Source organism: Vibrio sp. 1F279 (genome assembly GCF_041439815.1).
In the GTDB taxonomy this organism is placed as follows: Bacteria; Pseudomonadota; Gammaproteobacteria; order Enterobacterales; family Vibrionaceae; genus Vibrio; species Vibrio tasmaniensis_A.
Map to the genome: position 1 here is coordinate 19,270 of NZ_JBGOOU010000004.1, position 16,638 is coordinate 35,907.

At 44.8% G+C, this 16,638-nt stretch carries 13 protein-coding genes; 11 read left to right on the forward strand and 2 right to left on the reverse strand.

Annotated elements, in window-relative coordinates:
* Positions 1-42: 42 nt before the first annotated feature.
* Positions 43-2,820 (reverse strand): insulinase family protein, encoded by a 2,778-nt coding sequence (locus ACED60_RS04555; protein ID WP_371727023.1) that lies wholly within the window; start codon positions 2,818-2,820, stop codon positions 43-45.
* 304 nt (positions 2,821-3,124) lie between these two features.
* Between ACED60_RS04555 and sixA the strand changes: the two genes are divergently transcribed.
* Positions 3,125-3,589, forward strand: a complete 465-nt coding sequence (gene sixA, locus ACED60_RS04560) for a phosphohistidine phosphatase SixA (protein ID WP_012603460.1) — start codon at positions 3,125-3,127, stop codon at positions 3,587-3,589.
* A gap of 135 nt (positions 3,590-3,724) precedes the next feature.
* Here the strand turns inward: sixA and smrB are convergent, their stop codons facing one another.
* Positions 3,725-4,255 carry an endonuclease SmrB gene (gene smrB / locus ACED60_RS04565; RefSeq protein WP_009848510.1) on the reverse strand — a complete coding sequence of 177 codons (531 nt, stop codon included), beginning with the start codon at positions 4,253-4,255 and terminating at the stop codon, positions 3,725-3,727.
* A gap of 62 nt (positions 4,256-4,317) precedes the next feature.
* Here smrB and prmB point away from each other — a divergent pair, with 62 nt between their 5' ends.
* The 10 genes from prmB to hflX all read left to right on the forward strand — a co-directional run bounded on the left by prmB (position 4,318) and on the right by hflX (position 16,631).
* On the forward strand, positions 4,318-5,250 hold the full coding sequence (gene prmB / locus ACED60_RS04570; protein ID WP_009848509.1) for a 50S ribosomal protein L3 N(5)-glutamine methyltransferase: 933 nt from the start codon (positions 4,318-4,320) through the stop codon (positions 5,248-5,250).
* A 248-nt stretch (positions 5,251-5,498) separates the two neighbouring features.
* Positions 5,499-6,140, forward strand: coding sequence for a LysE family translocator (locus ACED60_RS04575; protein ID WP_009848508.1), 642 nt, complete (start codon positions 5,499-5,501; stop codon positions 6,138-6,140).
* A 517-nt stretch (positions 6,141-6,657) separates the two neighbouring features.
* Positions 6,658-8,115 carry a protein adenylyltransferase SelO gene (locus ACED60_RS04580; protein ID WP_371727024.1) on the forward strand — a complete coding sequence of 486 codons (1,458 nt, stop codon included), beginning with the start codon at positions 6,658-6,660 and terminating at the stop codon, positions 8,113-8,115.
* Between the two features lie 157 nt (positions 8,116-8,272).
* Positions 8,273-9,001 (forward strand): response regulator, encoded by a 729-nt coding sequence (locus ACED60_RS04585; protein ID WP_017099187.1) that lies wholly within the window; start codon positions 8,273-8,275, stop codon positions 8,999-9,001.
* A gap of 72 nt (positions 9,002-9,073) precedes the next feature.
* On the forward strand, positions 9,074-10,519 hold the full coding sequence (locus ACED60_RS04590; RefSeq protein ID WP_371727025.1) for an ATP-binding protein: 1,446 nt from the start codon (positions 9,074-9,076) through the stop codon (positions 10,517-10,519).
* Positions 10,520-10,629: 110 nt separating this feature from the next.
* Entirely contained in the window at positions 10,630-11,877 is a 1,248-nt protein-coding gene (locus ACED60_RS04595) for an ABC transporter substrate-binding protein (RefSeq protein ID WP_371727026.1), read from the forward strand.
* Positions 11,878-12,058: 181 nt separating this feature from the next.
* A complete protein-coding gene (locus ACED60_RS04600; RefSeq protein WP_009848503.1) occupies positions 12,059-12,997 on the forward strand; it encodes a carbohydrate ABC transporter permease in 939 nt (312 codons plus the stop codon).
* Entirely contained in the window at positions 12,994-13,851 is an 858-nt protein-coding gene (locus ACED60_RS04605; protein WP_009848502.1) for a carbohydrate ABC transporter permease, read from the forward strand. The genes ACED60_RS04600 and ACED60_RS04605 overlap by 4 nt, the downstream gene beginning before the upstream one ends.
* Positions 13,852-13,857: 6 nt before the next feature.
* The gene (locus ACED60_RS04610) at positions 13,858-14,970 is read left to right on the forward strand and encodes an ABC transporter ATP-binding protein (RefSeq protein ID WP_065113367.1); all 1,113 of its coding nucleotides are present in this window, start codon (positions 13,858-13,860) and stop codon (positions 14,968-14,970) included.
* A gap of 293 nt (positions 14,971-15,263) precedes the next feature.
* Positions 15,264-16,631, forward strand: coding sequence for a GTPase HflX (gene hflX, locus ACED60_RS04615; RefSeq protein ID WP_135381277.1), 1,368 nt, complete (start codon positions 15,264-15,266; stop codon positions 16,629-16,631).
* Positions 16,632-16,638 lie beyond the last annotated feature (7 nt).

Genomic DNA, 16,638 nt, shown 5'->3' on the forward strand with positions numbered 1-16,638 from the left:
GATGCTTTCACATCAACCTTCTGATCTTTTTACTAAGAACGACTAACCAAGCTCACAGTCTTTAGGACGCAACTGAAACTCATCAATTGAGCCAATCTCCACACCTGCTGACAACTTCTCTTCTTCATTATGAGCGTTGCCGTGGGCATGCATAATCAGACGATTCGCTGTACGAGGTTTAAGTTGGCTAACCACAAAGCGCATCATGTCTGAGCGAGTCAGACCTTTGAGCTCTTCTAACACGCGATCCCTCTGATTGAATTCCAAATCCTTATTGCCTATCGCAACCCATAAGCGTTGAGCACGACCACGCAAGGTGGTATCTGGCGTTGAAATTTGATTCCAAAGACCGCGTTTACTGCTGTGCCATTGATAGTCGTTAAGCTCTAGCAATACCATGTAAAAGGCATTGAGGAACTCGTCTATGGAAGCCAACAGATCTGCTGGGGCTGCATTAGGCGATTGCACATACAACACAATACCTGGGTGTCGGTTCAATGGCATATTACCAGTGCCGACCATATAGCCTAGCTGTTGCTTAGTACGAATCTCGTGGAAGAAAGTGGCTGACATCAAGTGGTTGGCCAATGAATACAGTGCAATATTTGTAGGTGATATATCTGAACATTGGTAGTAAACCACAATGGCTGAGTCATCTTGATTACAGACCACTTCGCGTTGGAAACTACCGTTATCACCCAGCATGATTAAAGGGCGCAGTGACTCTTCGTAAGCCTGATCTTGAACACGCAGGGCATCTTTTAGCGTTTCAGCCATCTTGTTCGCATCGGCTTTTTTCCAGTCACCATACACAAACATTTCGACATGCAGTTCGGCCAAAATAGCTTGAACAAAAGAAGAAAGCTCGTCGACTTCTATTGTTTCCAGCGCTTCAATTAAAACGGAATAGGGCGGGTTGTTTGGCTGTAAGATTCCCGTCATCGCATTGAACAGCTGAGAAATAGGACGGTCTTGCGATGCGTTATTCCAGTTTCTGAGCAATTGATGCTTAATCGTTTCGAATCGTGTTGAACTAAAGTCGCGTGCTTGGAAACGTTCAAGAATCATATTGAGCAGCTGTGGCTGTTTCTCGCTAAATCCAGATAGAGTAAGTGTGACACCACCTTGATGGGTATACATGTTGTAGCCCATGCCAGCAATCTCAGCTTGATACGTATCTTTTTCAAGCGAGTCTAAGAACATCTCTACACACAAGCGTGTTTTAACGATGTTTCTCGGGGTGGCAACTGAGTGTGGGCTATCTATAGCGATATACACCACACCTTTTGGAACTCGAAATTGATGGTCTTGGAGGTGCCATAACTTAAAGCCGTCCAGCTCTTCTAACAGTTGTGGGTGCTTAGCGTCACCTTCGAGCTCTGCAGGGTCTAAGTCGTAGCAAATAAATGGGTTTTTGCTTGGGAGCTCAAACTGCCAGCCGGGGTTAATGCATGTAAAGCATTGAACTTGCTCAGCGCTAAATGGTGTGAGCGAATAGGGCGTAAAGTACCATTTCGCTTCTCTGTCATATTCGAACCCTTGAGCAACAATGGTGACCCGCATGTTGTCGACGGTTAAGTAAGGAAGCAGAGAACGTTGTAACTCTTCGTCGAAATGCGACATTTTGTAATCGCCATACACTACATCTTGCTCTTGGTAATGCTGCATGTTGATAACGAGATGGCTGACGACATCAAGTGGTCTTGAGGGCTCTTGAAAGCGGAAGGCTGATTCCAAAACAGCCCGTTTTTCGAGGTAACGCCACTCTTCAATACCTTGTTGTTCAATCAACTTAATGTACTGGAACCCCGCTTGGATGATGTTATCGGTTTTGGTTAAACCTTCGATGGTTAATGAGCAACTGACTGTGAAATCACGATAGTTACTGCCACTTGCGCCGCCACCTGCGGAGAGGGAAGTAATCCAGCCTTTCTCTTTGAGTTGCATCATCAAACTGCCTTCGCCTTCGTAACCGATAAGGTGTGCAAAGAACGATAATGGTTTAATACCGTAGTGTTCATCCATGCTTGGCATTGGGAAGGTTAAGATAAGTTTGCGCACTTCTTTGATCGGTTTAACGTGTACTTGTACCCCCGTGCTTAATTCGCCAACAATCGGTACTTCAACCTTCTTGCCTTGTAGTTGGTGGTTGGTAATCGAGCTAAAACGCTCCTCAACCCAACTTTGCATCTCGTCTAATGATTGATTACTAGACAGCGTCAGTGTCATTAAGTCTGAAGAGTACTGCTGCTGGTGGAAAGCCAAGATCTCTTGTCGAATCGTCTCGCCGTTTCGGTCACCCAACGTATCGATATTACCGACAGAAAACTTCGAGAATGGGTGATTGTTATTCACCAGCTCTTTGGTCACTTGGTACAAGCGTCGCGAGTCGTCGTTGAGTTTCATTTTATACTCTGAATCAACGGCTTGGCGTTCTTTGTCTAAGGCTTCTTCGTTGAACAGGGGGGCAGTAAAAAATTGGCTGAAGCGATCGAGTGCATTTTCAAAGGCATTCAATTCAACATCAAAAAAGAAGCAGGTGTGTTCGGTTCCTGTCCATGCGTTGTTGCTACCGCCATGCTGGCTGATAAAACTTTGGAACTCTCCGACCTTTGGATACTTTTCAGTTCCCAAAAATAGCATATGCTCTAAGTAGTGAGCTAAACCCTCTCGGTCTGTAGGGTCATCAAAATGCCCGACATTAACGGCGAGTGCGGCTGCAGCTTTTTGAGCGTTCTGATCGTGAACTAACAGTACTCTCAACCCGTTATCTAATGTTAAGTAACGGTATTGATGTTCATCATTAGGGCTTAAATGCACAGATGCATCTCCAGAGAAGGTGGTTTTTAAATTATGTACGCGATGATTTAAGGTGCAAACCTCGCGATCATATTTTGGGATATGAAGTGCTTTTTGGCGACTTCTAAATCACTTTTATCGATTTTTATCAGTGATTTATTTTCTTTTAATAAGATTGTTAAGAAAGTCGAACTCTTTAGCAAGTGACTTGATATAATTATTTATATAGACTGCGGTTTCTCTAGTTTGAGAGCCAAACGCTAAGTAGCGTATCGCTGATATGGGATATATCGACTTTCGAAATGTTACGTAGACAGGACTGAACATGAAAATATTCATAATGCGCCACGGTGAAGCAGAACATTTTGCTAACTCGGATGCAGAACGAGCGTTAACGAAGCGCGGTAAAATGGCGTCTCTTGCGGTAGCACAAGCTGCAAATGAGCAAGGGTTTAGCCAGTTCGATAAAGTGCTTGTGAGCCCATACTTGAGGGCACAAGAAACGTGGTTAGAAATCTCTCAAGCGTTTTCTGGAAAGAAAGTAGAAACCTGTGATGATATTACGCCTTACGGAATGTCTGACGATGTGTTTGATTTGACCATAGCAATGGCTGAAGTAGAAAAGCTAGAGACCATTTTATTTGTTTCTCATTTACCTCTAGTGGGCTATTTAACGGCTGAATTTGCGACGGGCATGGCGCCACCTATGTTCCCAACCTCAGGGCTCGCGTGTATTGAATTCGACCTTGAAAAACAAAAAGGCGAGTTACTTTGGAACATCAATCCATAGCTGAGACCGTTTTCTCAAGATAAATTTAAGGGCATCTCATGATTATTGAGATGCCCTTTGTTGTTTCTAACGGATTATTTCGACCAAACGACAAGGTGCTGGACGTACTTTTTAGAATAAAGAGCAAGTCGATGGCTATTTATCTGGGATAGCAAGTAAAACCAGTAGCGCCCCATGGCCACCGAACTCTAAAGGTGCTTGGTGAAAAGCCATCACATCTGGGTGCTGTGCTAACCACAAAGGCACTTTCTGTTTAAGGATGTGTTTACCAATGCCGTGCTGTACACAGGCACAAGCTACGCTCTCTTTAACGCAGTGCGCAATCATCGCGCCAAGTTCACGTTTGGCTTCTTGCTGCGTCATACCGTGCATATCAAGATATACATCCGGTACATAGACACCACGACGTAAGCGCTTCACCTCATATTTAGAGACATCATCGCGCGCATAACGTGTAGGCCCCTCTTCGCTAAGATGCGGAATGAACTCATCCGAGAAATAAAACTCGCTATCACTGGCTTGTCTTGCCGTTCGAGTAATTTCTTTTTGCTTGGCATTTCTTTTTGGCTGCTGGACTATGGTATCCTGTTGCAACTTTTTAACGCCCTTTACTGCATCGTTGAACAGGGCGAAATCGTCATCGAAGTCGGTGTCTTTTTTGCTCATCAGGTTATGAATTCTAATTAGAAACGTAATTAGCAGTATTGTAGCGCTTTTCGGAGACAATTTTGGATAAGATTTTTGTAGAAGAAGCGGTATCAGAACTACACACGCTTCAAGATGTGATTCGTTGGACTGTTAGTCGCTTTAACGCAGCGGGCCTATTTTATGGTCACGGCACTGATAACGCGTGGGATGAGGCGGTACAACTAATTTTACCTACTCTTTATCTACCGATTGATGTTCCTTCGCATGTGATGAACTCTCGTCTAACAAGTAGCGAACGTCTGCGTATTGTTGAGCGCGTAATCAAGCGTATCAATGAGCGTACACCAACGGCTTACTTAACCAATAAAGCTTGGTTCTGTGGCCTTGAGTTCTTCGTTGATGAGCGCGTTCTTGTGCCTCGCTCTCCAATTGGTGAGCTGATCGAAGCTCAATTCCAACCTTGGTTAATTGAAGAGCCAACTCGCATCATGGATATGTGTACGGGTAGTGGTTGTATTGCTATTGCTTGTGCTCATGCATTCCCTGACGCAGAAGTAGATGCGATTGATATCTCTACAGACGCACTGCAAGTTGCAGAGCAGAACGTTCAAGATCACGGCATGGAGCAGCAAGTGTTCCCAATCCGTTCAGATCTTTTCCGTGACTTGCCAAAAGAGAAATACAACCTGATCGTATCTAACCCACCTTACGTGGACGAAGAAGATATGAACAGCCTGCCAGATGAGTTTACTCACGAGCCAGAACTTGGCCTAGCAGCGGGTACAGACGGTCTGAAATTGGTTCGTCGTATCTTAGCTAACGCACCTGACTACCTAACTGACGACGGTATTCTTATCTGTGAAGTGGGCAACTCAATGGTTCACATGATGGATCAGTACCCAGAGATTCCATTCACTTGGATTGAATTCTCTAACGGTGGTCATGGCGTATTCATGATCACTCGTGAGCAGCTTGTTGCTTGCGCGGATGAGTTCTCTATCTACAAAGACTAGGTTACTGTTAGTCGTTAGCTTAGAGATTAGGCTGGAAACTTAAGGTTAGAACCTGATAAGACGTTCTATTTGAAACGTTTGAATTTAAACGCCATGCAGTAATGCATGGCGTTTTTTATTGCCGAAATTTAATGGATAAGTAAGCAACACAGAGTGAACGTGCTCAATATTTAGTTGCTTAATATGAATAGCTACCACATATTGGTGCTCAATATTTAGTCGTTTTAGTGAGTTAAGGAGAATTCGCGATGACCTTTGATACATGGATTTATTATTTGCTAGCGGTGTTGATCTTAACGGCATCACCAGGGCCAAGCTCTTTGTTGTGCATGACTAAGGGTGTGCAATCTGGCTTTAAGTTATCGATATTTACCGCCTTGGGTAGCGTGACTGCCATTACCGGAATCCTTACGTTATCTTTTACCGGTTTAGGGGTGATCATTGCTTCGTCAGAAGTGGTGTTTAATATCATTAAGTGGACGGGGGCTGCTTACCTTATTTATCTCGGTTGGAAGTCGCTACGGTCGAGTCAGCAAGATTACGACAAGTTATCGAATCAACAAGCAGGCTCTCAACCTGTTAAAGAAAGCGCTGCACAGCATTATGTCAGTGGCTTTATTGTTGGTGCGAGTAACCCAAAAGCTATCCTGTTTTTTACCGCACTTTTTCCTCAGTTTATTGACCCATCGATAGCGCTATTTCCTCAATTTTTGGTGTTCGCTTTGACCTTCGTTGTGATGGAATTGTCTTGGTTACTGGTTTATGCCTACCTAGGTGCGAAATCATCAAATTGGTTGTTTGCTAAAGGTAGAGCCAAGGTTTTTAATCGTGTGACTGGTGGTGTCTTTATCGGTGCTGGGGCGCTGCTTTCTACTACAAGCAGAGCGTAATTTTCAATTTATCAAAGGCCTGAATAGTTACAGAAAATTATTCAGGCTGTAATAAAAGGTTAATATTAATGTGCTTGCTGATATCGGCATAAAGTCGATATATTGGTGTTACACCATCACATTCTCAGGAGAGATATATGCAGCATCAAGAAATGATTCAACACAGTAATTTTGGCGTAATCAGTCGTACTTGGATTTTCTCTACCCTTTCTCTTCTGGGTATTCTTGCTCTAATGTAGTCAGCTTCATGGCTCTATATTTTCAGTTTTATTATGAATATACTTTTCAAAAAGTCTTCAAAGTTAGAACTCTTACACTCGTAAATGTGGCTTTTCTCATCAGGCTAGCCACTTAACCTTCCTCTCAGTAACCTTTTCTCTGAATAATCTCTTTGTCTGATTAACCTCTTTGTCTGATTAACCCCCTTTATCTCAATAGACTCACTGCATAACCTGATCTGAAGTTGTTATCAAACTGTGATAATCTTAAGTCATCTTTTATCTACAGTGTATCTCTCATGTCTGTCTGGGATTCTATTTCATTTAACAATCGATTTACTGCATTACCTCGACTGTTCTATACCCCAATTCAACCTACACCGTTAAACAATGTCCAATGGCTCGCATGGAACCATAACCTTGCGAATGAACTCGGCTTTCCGTCATTTGAATGCACTTCCGAGGAGTTGCTTGAGACGTTATCAGGCAATGTTGAACCTGAGCAATTTTCGCCTGTAGCAATGAAATACGCAGGCCACCAGTTTGGCTCTTATAACCCTGATTTAGGTGATGGAAGAGGGCTGTTATTAGCGCAAGTTGTCGCTAAAAATGGCGAAACGTTCGATTTACACCTGAAAGGTGCGGGTAAAACCCCTTATTCACGTATGGGCGATGGCCGTGCTGTTATTCGATCAACCGTTCGTGAGTACTTATGTAGCGAAGCGATGGCAGGGCTTAACATTCCAACCACTCGCGCATTGGCGATGATGATTAGCGATACACCCGTTTATCGAGAGAAGCAAGAGTGGGGCGCATTGCTGGTGCGTGCTGCTGAGTCACATATTCGTTTCGGTCACTTTGAACATCTGTTTTATACCAATCAGTTGGCTGAGCATAAGTTGCTGGCCGACAAAGTCATTGAATGGCACTTCCCGAAATGCCTCGATGAAGAGAAACCCTACGCTGCTATGTTTAATCAGATTGTTGATCGCACTGCGGAAATGGTCGCGCTGTGGCAAGCGAACGGTTTTGCTCATGGGGTGATGAACACCGATAACATGTCGATCATAGGGCAAACCTTCGATTATGGCCCGTTCGCCTTCTTAGATGAATATGACCCTCGCTTGATCTGTAATCACTCCGACTATCAAGGTCGTTATGCCTTTAATCAGCAGCCTAGAATTGGATTATGGAATTTGTCGGCACTGGCTCATTCTCTTTCGCCGCTGGTGGATAAAGCCGATTTAGAGGCCGCGTTAGAACAGTACGAACCACAAATGAACGGTTATTTCAGTCAGCTGATGCGCCGTAAGTTAGGATTGCTTTCGAAACACGAAGGTGACAGTCGCTTGTTTGAATCTATGTTCGAGCTGATGTCGCAAAACAAAGTCGATTACCCAAGATTCTTTAGAACGCTATCGAACCTAGATACATTGCTGCCGCAAGACGTGATTGATTTGGTTATCGACCGCGAGGCCGCAAAGCTATGGGTGGATAACTACTTGCAACGCTGTGAATTGGAAGAGAGTTCAGTGGCCGAGCGCTGTGAAAAGATGCGACAAGTAAACCCGAAATACATCCTCAGAAACTACCTAGCCCAGCTTGCGATAGATAAAGCTGAGCGCGGTGATAGCAGCGATATTGATGCACTAATGGTGGTGCTGGCAGACCCTTATGCGGAACATCCTGACTACGAACATCTTGCTGCCTTGCCGCCTGAGTGGGGCAAAGCCATGGAAATCAGCTGTTCCTCTTAACCTCCTATGATTCTTTGAGTCGCTAAGTACAGGTAGAGGTCACTAAGATGTGATCTTTATCTGTTTGTTCGTCTAACTTTACAAACATGTCAATAATCAAATAATCGGCCAGCCTATACACTATGTGAATAAGTTGTAAATTTAATAGGTTTGGGCGATGCCAACAAATACTCGAATTCTCGTGGTGGATGATGATCAAGAAATCTGCGAGCTTCTGGAAGAGTACCTCACAAAATCGGGTTTCGATGTTTCTTCGGTGGGAGATGGTGTTGAACTCGAAACTCATCTGCAAAACAATGGTTATCCAGACCTGATTCTGCTTGATGTGATGCTCCCCGGTGACGACGGTTTTACCTTGTGTCAGCGAGTCCGAAAACAATCCAATGTGCCTATCATTATGCTGACAGCGGTATCGGATGAAACCGATCAGATTATCGGCTTAGAAATTGGTGCAGATGATTACATCGCGAAGCCGTTTAGCCCTCGTCAGTTAATGGCTCGAATCAAAGCGCTATTACGCCGTGTTCAAGTGGTGGACGACAAGCCAAGTGATGCACTGCCAAAGCAGATTATTTTTGGTGATTGGACGCTCGATACGCTCGCGCATCGAATCTATCACAATGAAAGCTCAGAAGAGATGGACTTATCGGGCAGTGACTTTTCTTTGTTGATGTTGTTCTTAACTCGCCCTAACGAAGTTCTCGACCGTGACACCATCTCTTTCGCTACCAGAGGCCGTGAAGCGCTGCCTTTTGAACGTGGTATTGATGTACAGCTTAGTCGCCTGAGAAGCCGACTGGGTGACAGTGGTAAATACCCTCACTACATCAAAACCATGCGCGGTAATGGCTATATTCTTGCTGTGCCAGTTCAGTATGAACACTAAGCATGATCTACTGTTAATCAAGTAATGCTAATAAAGTATTTTCAATGAAGTATTCCGGATGAAATATCTCGTATGAACTGGATGAGTTGGTTGAAACCAAATTCGTTAGTCGCAAGAACCTTATTGTTGACGTTGTTAGCCGTTGTGATTGCTCAAGGCATCGCAACGTCTATATGGTATAGCGAATCAAAACACAAAGAGCTGGAAGGAATTCGTTCTGCCTCGTCGAGCATGGCGAACATGTTTGCTTCAACGGTGACTTTTTTCCAATCTCTACCCGTTAAATATCGTCATATCGTGCTGGATCAAATACGGAATATGGGCGGTACGCGCTTCTTCGTTTCTTTCAATAAAGAGGCTTTGATTGTCGAACCGATCCCCGATACCCGTTTAAAAACAGCCTCGATTGAAGCGATAGAAAGTGTTTTGAGTAGCAAACTCAATAAAGTGGCGTCAGTGCGGGTAGATTTTTCTCGACCTGAACCCCTTCGCTTGCTTAAAAACGACATCTACTTAAGCGATCTCCCGCGATCTTGGGCACATCATACTTTAACGTTAGAACCGCTGAATCCACCCATTCTGGTTGTACAAATCGAATTGACCAGTCACGAATGGGTATACATTGCGGCATTGTTGCCTGCTCCATATGTGAAACTCGACGATACGATTCTTGGCAGAGAGCAGGTGATCTTCTTAGTTTCTTCAACGCTTATTCTGCTGGTTCTAACTTACTTGATGATTCGTCGCCAAGTGCGTCCTCTGAAAAAGTTAGCAAGGGCGGCCAATGAGATGAGTATGGATATTCAGCAGCCTCCGCTAAACGAAGAAGGGGCGACTGAACTGGTCACCGCAACCCGAGCCTTTAATCGCATGCAGCAACGGATTCGTCGCTATGTTGCCGACCGAGAGCACCTTTTTTCTGCGATCTCCCATGACTTAAAGACACCAATAACACGTCTAAGATTGCGTGCAGAGTTGTTGGAGAGTGAAGTAAAGAAAGACAAATTCAATAAAGATCTCGATGAGCTCGAGATGATGGTCAAAGGTGCTTTGCAAGCGGTAAGAGACACCGATCTACACGAGAATAATGCCATTATTGACCTCAACGAAATGGTACTTTCTGTTATTGAATCTCATAACCAGTATCAGACAAAAGTTGAGTTTGAGCCGGTCGTCATTGAGCCACTGGTCGCGAAACCACTGGCGATTAAGCGTGTACTGACCAACTTAATTGACAACGCGGTTAAGTATGGTTCATCAGCTGTCGTGGAAGTTAGTGGTGATGAGCTTTGGGTTGTCGTGACTATTCAAGACCGTGGGAATGGCATTCCTGAAGACAAGTTAGAGATGGTTTTTGAACCCTATTTTAGGCTAGCAACGGATGATCAAGGACACGGACTTGGCCTCGGGATCTGCCGAAATATCCTGCACGGACACGGTGGAGATCTCATTATTCGCAACTCCTCTCAAGGTGGCTTGGAAGTCAAAGTCTATATCCCAACAGGCTTAGAAGTGTAGTGTAACAATCCTGTTACATTGGGCTTACCTTTTGTTTCAATCTTACCAGTCAGAATAAGTAGACTCTTTAATGAACCGGACGTCGAGTCCGCTAAACATGGAAGATAATAATGAAAATCAATAAAACCCTACTTACTCTATCTCTTCTTGCTGCCTCAACATTTTCTCAAGCTGGTGAAGTGGAAGTGCTCCACTGGTGGACTGCCGGTGGCGAAGCGAAATCCGCTGCCGTACTGAAAGAGATGATTGAACAACAAGGCCATACTTGGAAAGACTTCGCAGTTGCTGGTGGCGGCGGTGAAAGTGCGATGACTGTTTTGAAAACGCGAGCAGTATCGGGCAATCCACCTTCTGCAGCGCAGATTAAAGGTCATGATATTCAGGAGTGGGGTGGTTTAGGTTTTCTAACGTCTCTCGATGCGACTGCTAAACAAGAACAATGGGATGAACTACTACCAGAAGTAGTGACTAAAGTGATGAAGTGGGATGGTGAATATGTGGCAGTTCCTGTCAACGTTCACCGTGTTAACTGGCTTTGGGCAAACCCTGTTGTTTTAGAAAAATCGGGTGTGACAGTTCCAACGACATTAAATGAGTTCTTTGTTGCTGCAGACAAGATTAAAGCGGCTGGCTTCATTCCACTGGCTCACGGTGGTCAACCTTGGCAAGATGCGACCGTATTCGAAGCCGTAGCACTTGATGTATTAGGCAGTGAAGATTACAACAAAGCGTTCGTTGATCTTGATATGGACGTGTTATCTGGTGACAAAATGGTGGAAGTGTTCACCAAGTTCAAAAAGATGCGTGATTACATCGACAGCAACTCTCCTGGTCGTGATTGGAATGTAGCAACCTCAATGGTTATCAATGGTGAAGCAGCGATGCAGATCATGGGTGACTGGGCGAAAGGTGAATTTACTGCGGCAGGCAAAGTGCCGGGTAAAGATTACATCTGTGCACCAGCTCCAGGTACTGACGGCCAATTTACCTTCAATATCGATAGCTTTGCGTTCTTCGAGTTAAGTGACAAAGAGAACCAAAAAGCGCAGCAAGACCTAGCAAAAACCATTCTTACCAAGGATTTCCAAGAAGTCTTCAACCTTAACAAAGGTTCTATCCCTGTACGTCTAGATATGGACATGTCTAAATTCGACCAATGTGCGTTGGATTCAATGGCTACCTTCAAAGCGAGTGCTGAATCGGGCGATCTTGTTCCGAGTATGGCTCACGGCCTAGCGACAACAAGCTATGCTCAAGGCGCTATCTATGACGTAGTGACCAACTTCTTCAACGAGAAAGATGCCGATCCTAAACAAGCGGCAGCTAAGTTAGCAAAAGCAGTGAAAGCGGCTATCTAATCTAACTTGATAAGTGACACACAACGCACGTGAGTGACGGGCTGTGTTGCTTTATCGAACCCCCAGGGTGGGTAGGCTCGTAGGGAGCCTATCTGCTCTTCACTCCCAATTCTGATATGCGTGATGCTGATGTGGTGCCGAAAGGTAAGCCATTGGCTCGATTGTGCAACAAGGATAAGTTATGGAGCATGTTTTGACTGAGTCGACTCCAAAACCCACAAGGAGCCAGCCTGCACCGAAACCGAGTTTTGCTGACAGGTTGCAACATTGGTTACCTAAAATTGTACTGGCGCCGACTGCGTTAGTGACCGTGGTGTGTATCTACGGCTATATATTTTGGACGGCAGCGCTGTCGTTCACCAACTCTCGATTTCTACCTAGCTTTAACTTCGTTGGTTTAACCCAATATGAAAAGCTGATGGATAACGATCGCTGGATCACCTCAATTACCAACCTCGGTGTGTTTGGTTTTCTATTCATGGCGATTGCCATCTTGCTTGGTGTTGGTTTAGCGGTATTGCTTGACCAGAATATCCGTCAAGAAGGGGCGATTCGTACCATCTATCTCTACCCAATGGCGTTGTCATTCATTGTGACGGGTACGGCGTGGAAATGGATTCTTAATCCGGGTCTTGGCATTGAAAAACTGATGCAAGATTGGGGATTTACTGACTTCAAATTTGATTGGCTAGTCGACTCCGAAATGTCGGTGTATACCTTGGTTATCGCGGCACTTTGGCAGTCTTCAGGGTTTGTGATGGCGATGTTCTTAGCAGGTCTGCGTGGCATCGATTCTTCAATCATTAAAGCGGCGCAAATTGATGGGGCAAGCTTACCTACCATCTATCTCAAAATCATTCTGCCTTGTTTGCGCCCAGTGGTCTTCAGTGCGGTGATCATTACGTCGCACATTGCGATTAAGAGCTTCGACCTTGTGACCGCAATGACGGCAGGTGGCCCCGGTTATTCATCGGATCTTCCTGCGCTATTTATGTACGCACACTCCTTTACTCGCGGACAAATTGGCCTTGGTGCTGCCAGTGCCATGATGATGCTTGCCGGTATCTTAGCGATTCTCGTGCCTTATCTTTACTCTGAACTTAGGGAGAAAAAGTCATGATGAATAACATCAATTTTGCTCGAATCTTTATTTATTCAGCACTGCTTTTCTTCTGCTTGGTGTATTTGATGCCATTGTTCGTCATGGCGCTGACGTCATTCAAAACCTTGCCAGACATAAAGGCAGGTAACTTGATGAGCTTGCCGAAAGAGTGGGTGTTTGATGCTTGGTATAAAGCGTGGGACACCGCTTGTACGGGCGTGAAATGTGAAGGCATCAAAGGTTACTTTTGGAACTCATTCCAAATGGTGATACCTGCGGTTGCGATCTCAACATTGCTCGGTGCATTCAATGGCTACGTGGTAACCAAGTGGCAGTTCAGAGGTTCAAATCTGTTCTTTAGCTTGCTGTTGTTTGGCTGCTTTATTCCGTTCCAAGTTGTGCTGCTGCCAATGGCAACCATGCTTGGCAAGATGGGTTTAGCAAACACAACCATCGGTTTGGTGATTGTGCACGTTATCTACGGCATGGCGTTTACGACTCTATTTTTCCGTAACTTCTACATCTCGATTCCTGATGAATTGATCAAGGCGGCAAAGCTCGATGGTGCTGGCTTCTTTACGATTTTCTTCAAGATCTTATTACCGATCTCTACACCTATCATCATGGTGACGGTGATCTGGCAGTTCACCGCGATTTGGAATGACTTCTTGTTCGGAGTGGTCTATTCCGGCTCAGAGACTCAGCCGATCACCGTGGCATTAAACAACCTAGTCAACACCAGCACTGGCGTTAAAGAATATAACGTCGACATGGCTGCCGCGATCATCGCTGCACTGCCAACGCTGTTGGTGTATGTCTTCGCAGGAAAATATTTTGTTCGTGGCCTAACGGCAGGATCAGTAAAAGGATAATTACCCATGGCAACATTAGATTTAAAACAGATCCGTAAAACCTATCGCAACGCGGACAACGAAACGTTAAAGGGCATCGACATTAGTATCGATTCGGGGGAATTTTTGATACTTGTCGGCCCTTCGGGGTGTGGAAAGTCCACCCTAATGAACACCATTGCTGGGCTCGAAAATATTAGTTCGGGTGAAATCGTGATTGATGGTGTTGACGTGGCTCAGGTTGAACCTAAAGACCGCGACATTGCGATGGTATTCCAGTCTTACGCGCTTTATCCCAATATGACGGTACGTGGCAATATCGCTTTCGGTTTGAAGATTCGTAAGATGCCGCAGCAAGAGATTGATGCTGAAGTAAATCGAGTGGCAGAAATGCTGCAAATCGAACAGTTGCTTGATCGTAAACCGTCGCAACTTTCTGGTGGTCAGCGTCAACGTGTCGCGATGGGACGCGCTCTAGCTCGTCGTCCTAAGCTGTATCTATTTGATGAGCCGCTTTCTAACTTGGATGCCAAGCTGCGTGTTGAGATGCGCCATCAGATTAAACGTCTGCACCAGAAGCTGAATACCACGATTGTTTATGTAACCCATGATCAAATCGAAGCGATGACTCTGGCGGATCGCATCGCAGTAATGAAAGACGGTGAACTGCAGCAGTTAGGCACACCGCAAGAGATTTATACCAAGCCAAACAATATGTTCGTAGCGGGCTTTATGGGCTCACCATCAATGAACTTCATTAAGACCATGGTGGATTTGGATGAGGAACAGAATCCGATCATCAAAGTAACTGGCACGGCGGAGCAAGAACACCACATTCGATTGCCTCAGAGTATGCGTGACCAAGATGGCAAAGAGTTGGTCATTGGATTGCGTCCTGAACACATTACCGAGCAAGAAGGTGATGATGTGTCGGCAACCACAAAGCTAGATCTGCAATTGGAAGTGTTGGAGCCAACAGGACCAGATACTATTGCGATGGTTAAAGTGAATGACCAAGAAGTCGCGTGTCGTTTGTCACCAGAGTTTGAAGTGTCGGTTGGGCAAATGGCACCGCTTCATTTTGACTTATCAAAGGCGGTATTCTTCGATGCTCAAACCGAAGCGAGAATCGACTTCTAACTTCTAACTTCTAACTTCTAGTTATTGAGTTAGTTTAACAATCAAAGTTCATGTCTAAATCAAAGGCAGTATCACCAACTACTAATAAGTAAGGTGATGCTGCCTTTTTCGTTGGCTATACTTGCTTTTTATCCCTTATAAAAACAGAGGGATAAACGATATATATGCTTCTACTGCAATAATATCGTGATTTAGTATCCCTTAGCTCTATAAAGCTGACGTAGAAACGCGTAGGATCACACTACTTTAGACCAGAAACTAGGCTGCACCTTGGTGCATAAACAGAAGAATACATGAAACTAACAGCAAAACCAGCGGCGAATAACGCTTTACTTATTTCTATTACGACACCGGATTTTAAAGGTGACGAAGCAAAAGAGTCTCTTGCCGAACTTGCTCGCTTAGTGACAACCCTAGGGTTTAAAGTCGTCGGTACGCAATCGCAACACCACAGTTCATCTCAAAGACAGAATGTGTTGGGTGCAGGTAAGCTCGCCGAAATTGCACATCTAACTGGTTACCAAGGCTCTATTGAAGAAGCTGAAGATGAAGACTTTCTTGATGAGTCGTTTGATTTTAATGTTGAAATCGATGAGCTAGATTTTGATGATCTTCCAACGGGCAACTTCCAATACGGTGCCGCTGATGTTGTGGTATTTGACTGTGATTTAAGTCCATCTCAAATGCGTACTGTTGAGGCGAGTTTGGGTGTGGAAGTATTTGACCGTACTGGCATCATCATCGAAATCTTCAGCCGTCACGCTCGTACTCGTACTGCTCGTCTGCAAGTTGATATCGCTCGTCTAAACTACTTAGTGCCACGACTTCGTGAAACTGCTGAGGGTGATAAAGAGCGTCAAATGGGTCAGGGCGCCGGTGAAACTTCACTAGAGCTAGACCGTCGTAACGTACGTGACCAAATTGCTGCGCTTAAGCGTGAGCTAGTAAGCGTACAAGATGAAATGAAGACCCGACGCACAAGGCGCGCGGAGCTTTTCACTGTTGCTTTAGTTGGCTACACCAATGCCGGTAAGTCTTCGATGATGCGTGCAATGACCGCAACCGAAGTGGTGGGTGAAGATAAACTGTTCGCAACGCTAGATACGACGGTTCGTGCACTTCAGCCGATTACTCAGCCACGTATCTTGGTTTCAGACACCGTTGGTTTCATCAAGAAACTGCCACACGATCTGGTTGCTTCATTCCACTCAACGCTAGCAGAAGCGCATGATGCTTCACTGCTTTTGTATGTGGTTGATGCTTCTGACGTTTCGTTCCGCGCACAACTTGATGTGGTACACGACGTATTAGCACAAGTGGGTGTTGAAGGCAGCGAAAAACTATTAGTGCTGAATAAGTGCGATAGATTGACTGAAGAACAGCAATTAGAGCTGATCGAAGAATTCCCAGATGCGATGCTAACGTCGACTCGTGATCCGCTAGATATTACGAAACTGCACAAGTACATCGTTGGTGTTGCTGAAGAAGGCATGATCGAAGAAGAGATCACTATCCCTTATTCTGGACAAGGCATCATCGGCGAGATTCGCTCAAACATGAGTGTGGTTAAAGAAGAGTACGATTACGAGTGTATTAAGTTGACTGTTCGCTCTAGTGAAATTGATTTAGCTCGACTGAAAAAGCGTATGCAGAATTCTTAATCTTTTA

Excerpts from the sequence above, each read along its gene's own strand:
- sixA (WP_012603460.1), top strand. The coding sequence starts at position 3,125 with ATGAAAATATTCATAATGCGCCACGGTGAAGCAGAACATTTTGCTAAC.
- smrB (WP_009848510.1), bottom strand. The coding sequence starts at position 4,255 with ATGAGCAAAAAAGACACCGACTTCGATGACGATTTCGCCCTGTTCAAC.
- ACED60_RS04575 (WP_009848508.1), top strand. The coding sequence starts at position 5,499 with ATGACCTTTGATACATGGATTTATTATTTGCTAGCGGTGTTGATCTTA.
- ACED60_RS04580 (WP_371727024.1), top strand. The coding sequence starts at position 6,658 with ATGTCTGTCTGGGATTCTATTTCATTTAACAATCGATTTACTGCATTA.
- ACED60_RS04585 (WP_017099187.1), top strand. The coding sequence starts at position 8,273 with ATGCCAACAAATACTCGAATTCTCGTGGTGGATGATGATCAAGAAATC.
- ACED60_RS04590 (WP_371727025.1), top strand. The coding sequence starts at position 9,074 with ATGAACTGGATGAGTTGGTTGAAACCAAATTCGTTAGTCGCAAGAACC.
- ACED60_RS04595 (WP_371727026.1), top strand. The coding sequence starts at position 10,630 with ATGAAAATCAATAAAACCCTACTTACTCTATCTCTTCTTGCTGCCTCA.
- ACED60_RS04600 (WP_009848503.1), top strand. The coding sequence starts at position 12,059 with ATGGAGCATGTTTTGACTGAGTCGACTCCAAAACCCACAAGGAGCCAG.
- ACED60_RS04605 (WP_009848502.1), top strand. The coding sequence starts at position 12,994 with ATGATGAATAACATCAATTTTGCTCGAATCTTTATTTATTCAGCACTG.
- ACED60_RS04610 (WP_065113367.1), top strand. The coding sequence starts at position 13,858 with ATGGCAACATTAGATTTAAAACAGATCCGTAAAACCTATCGCAACGCG.
- hflX (WP_135381277.1), top strand. The coding sequence starts at position 15,264 with ATGAAACTAACAGCAAAACCAGCGGCGAATAACGCTTTACTTATTTCT.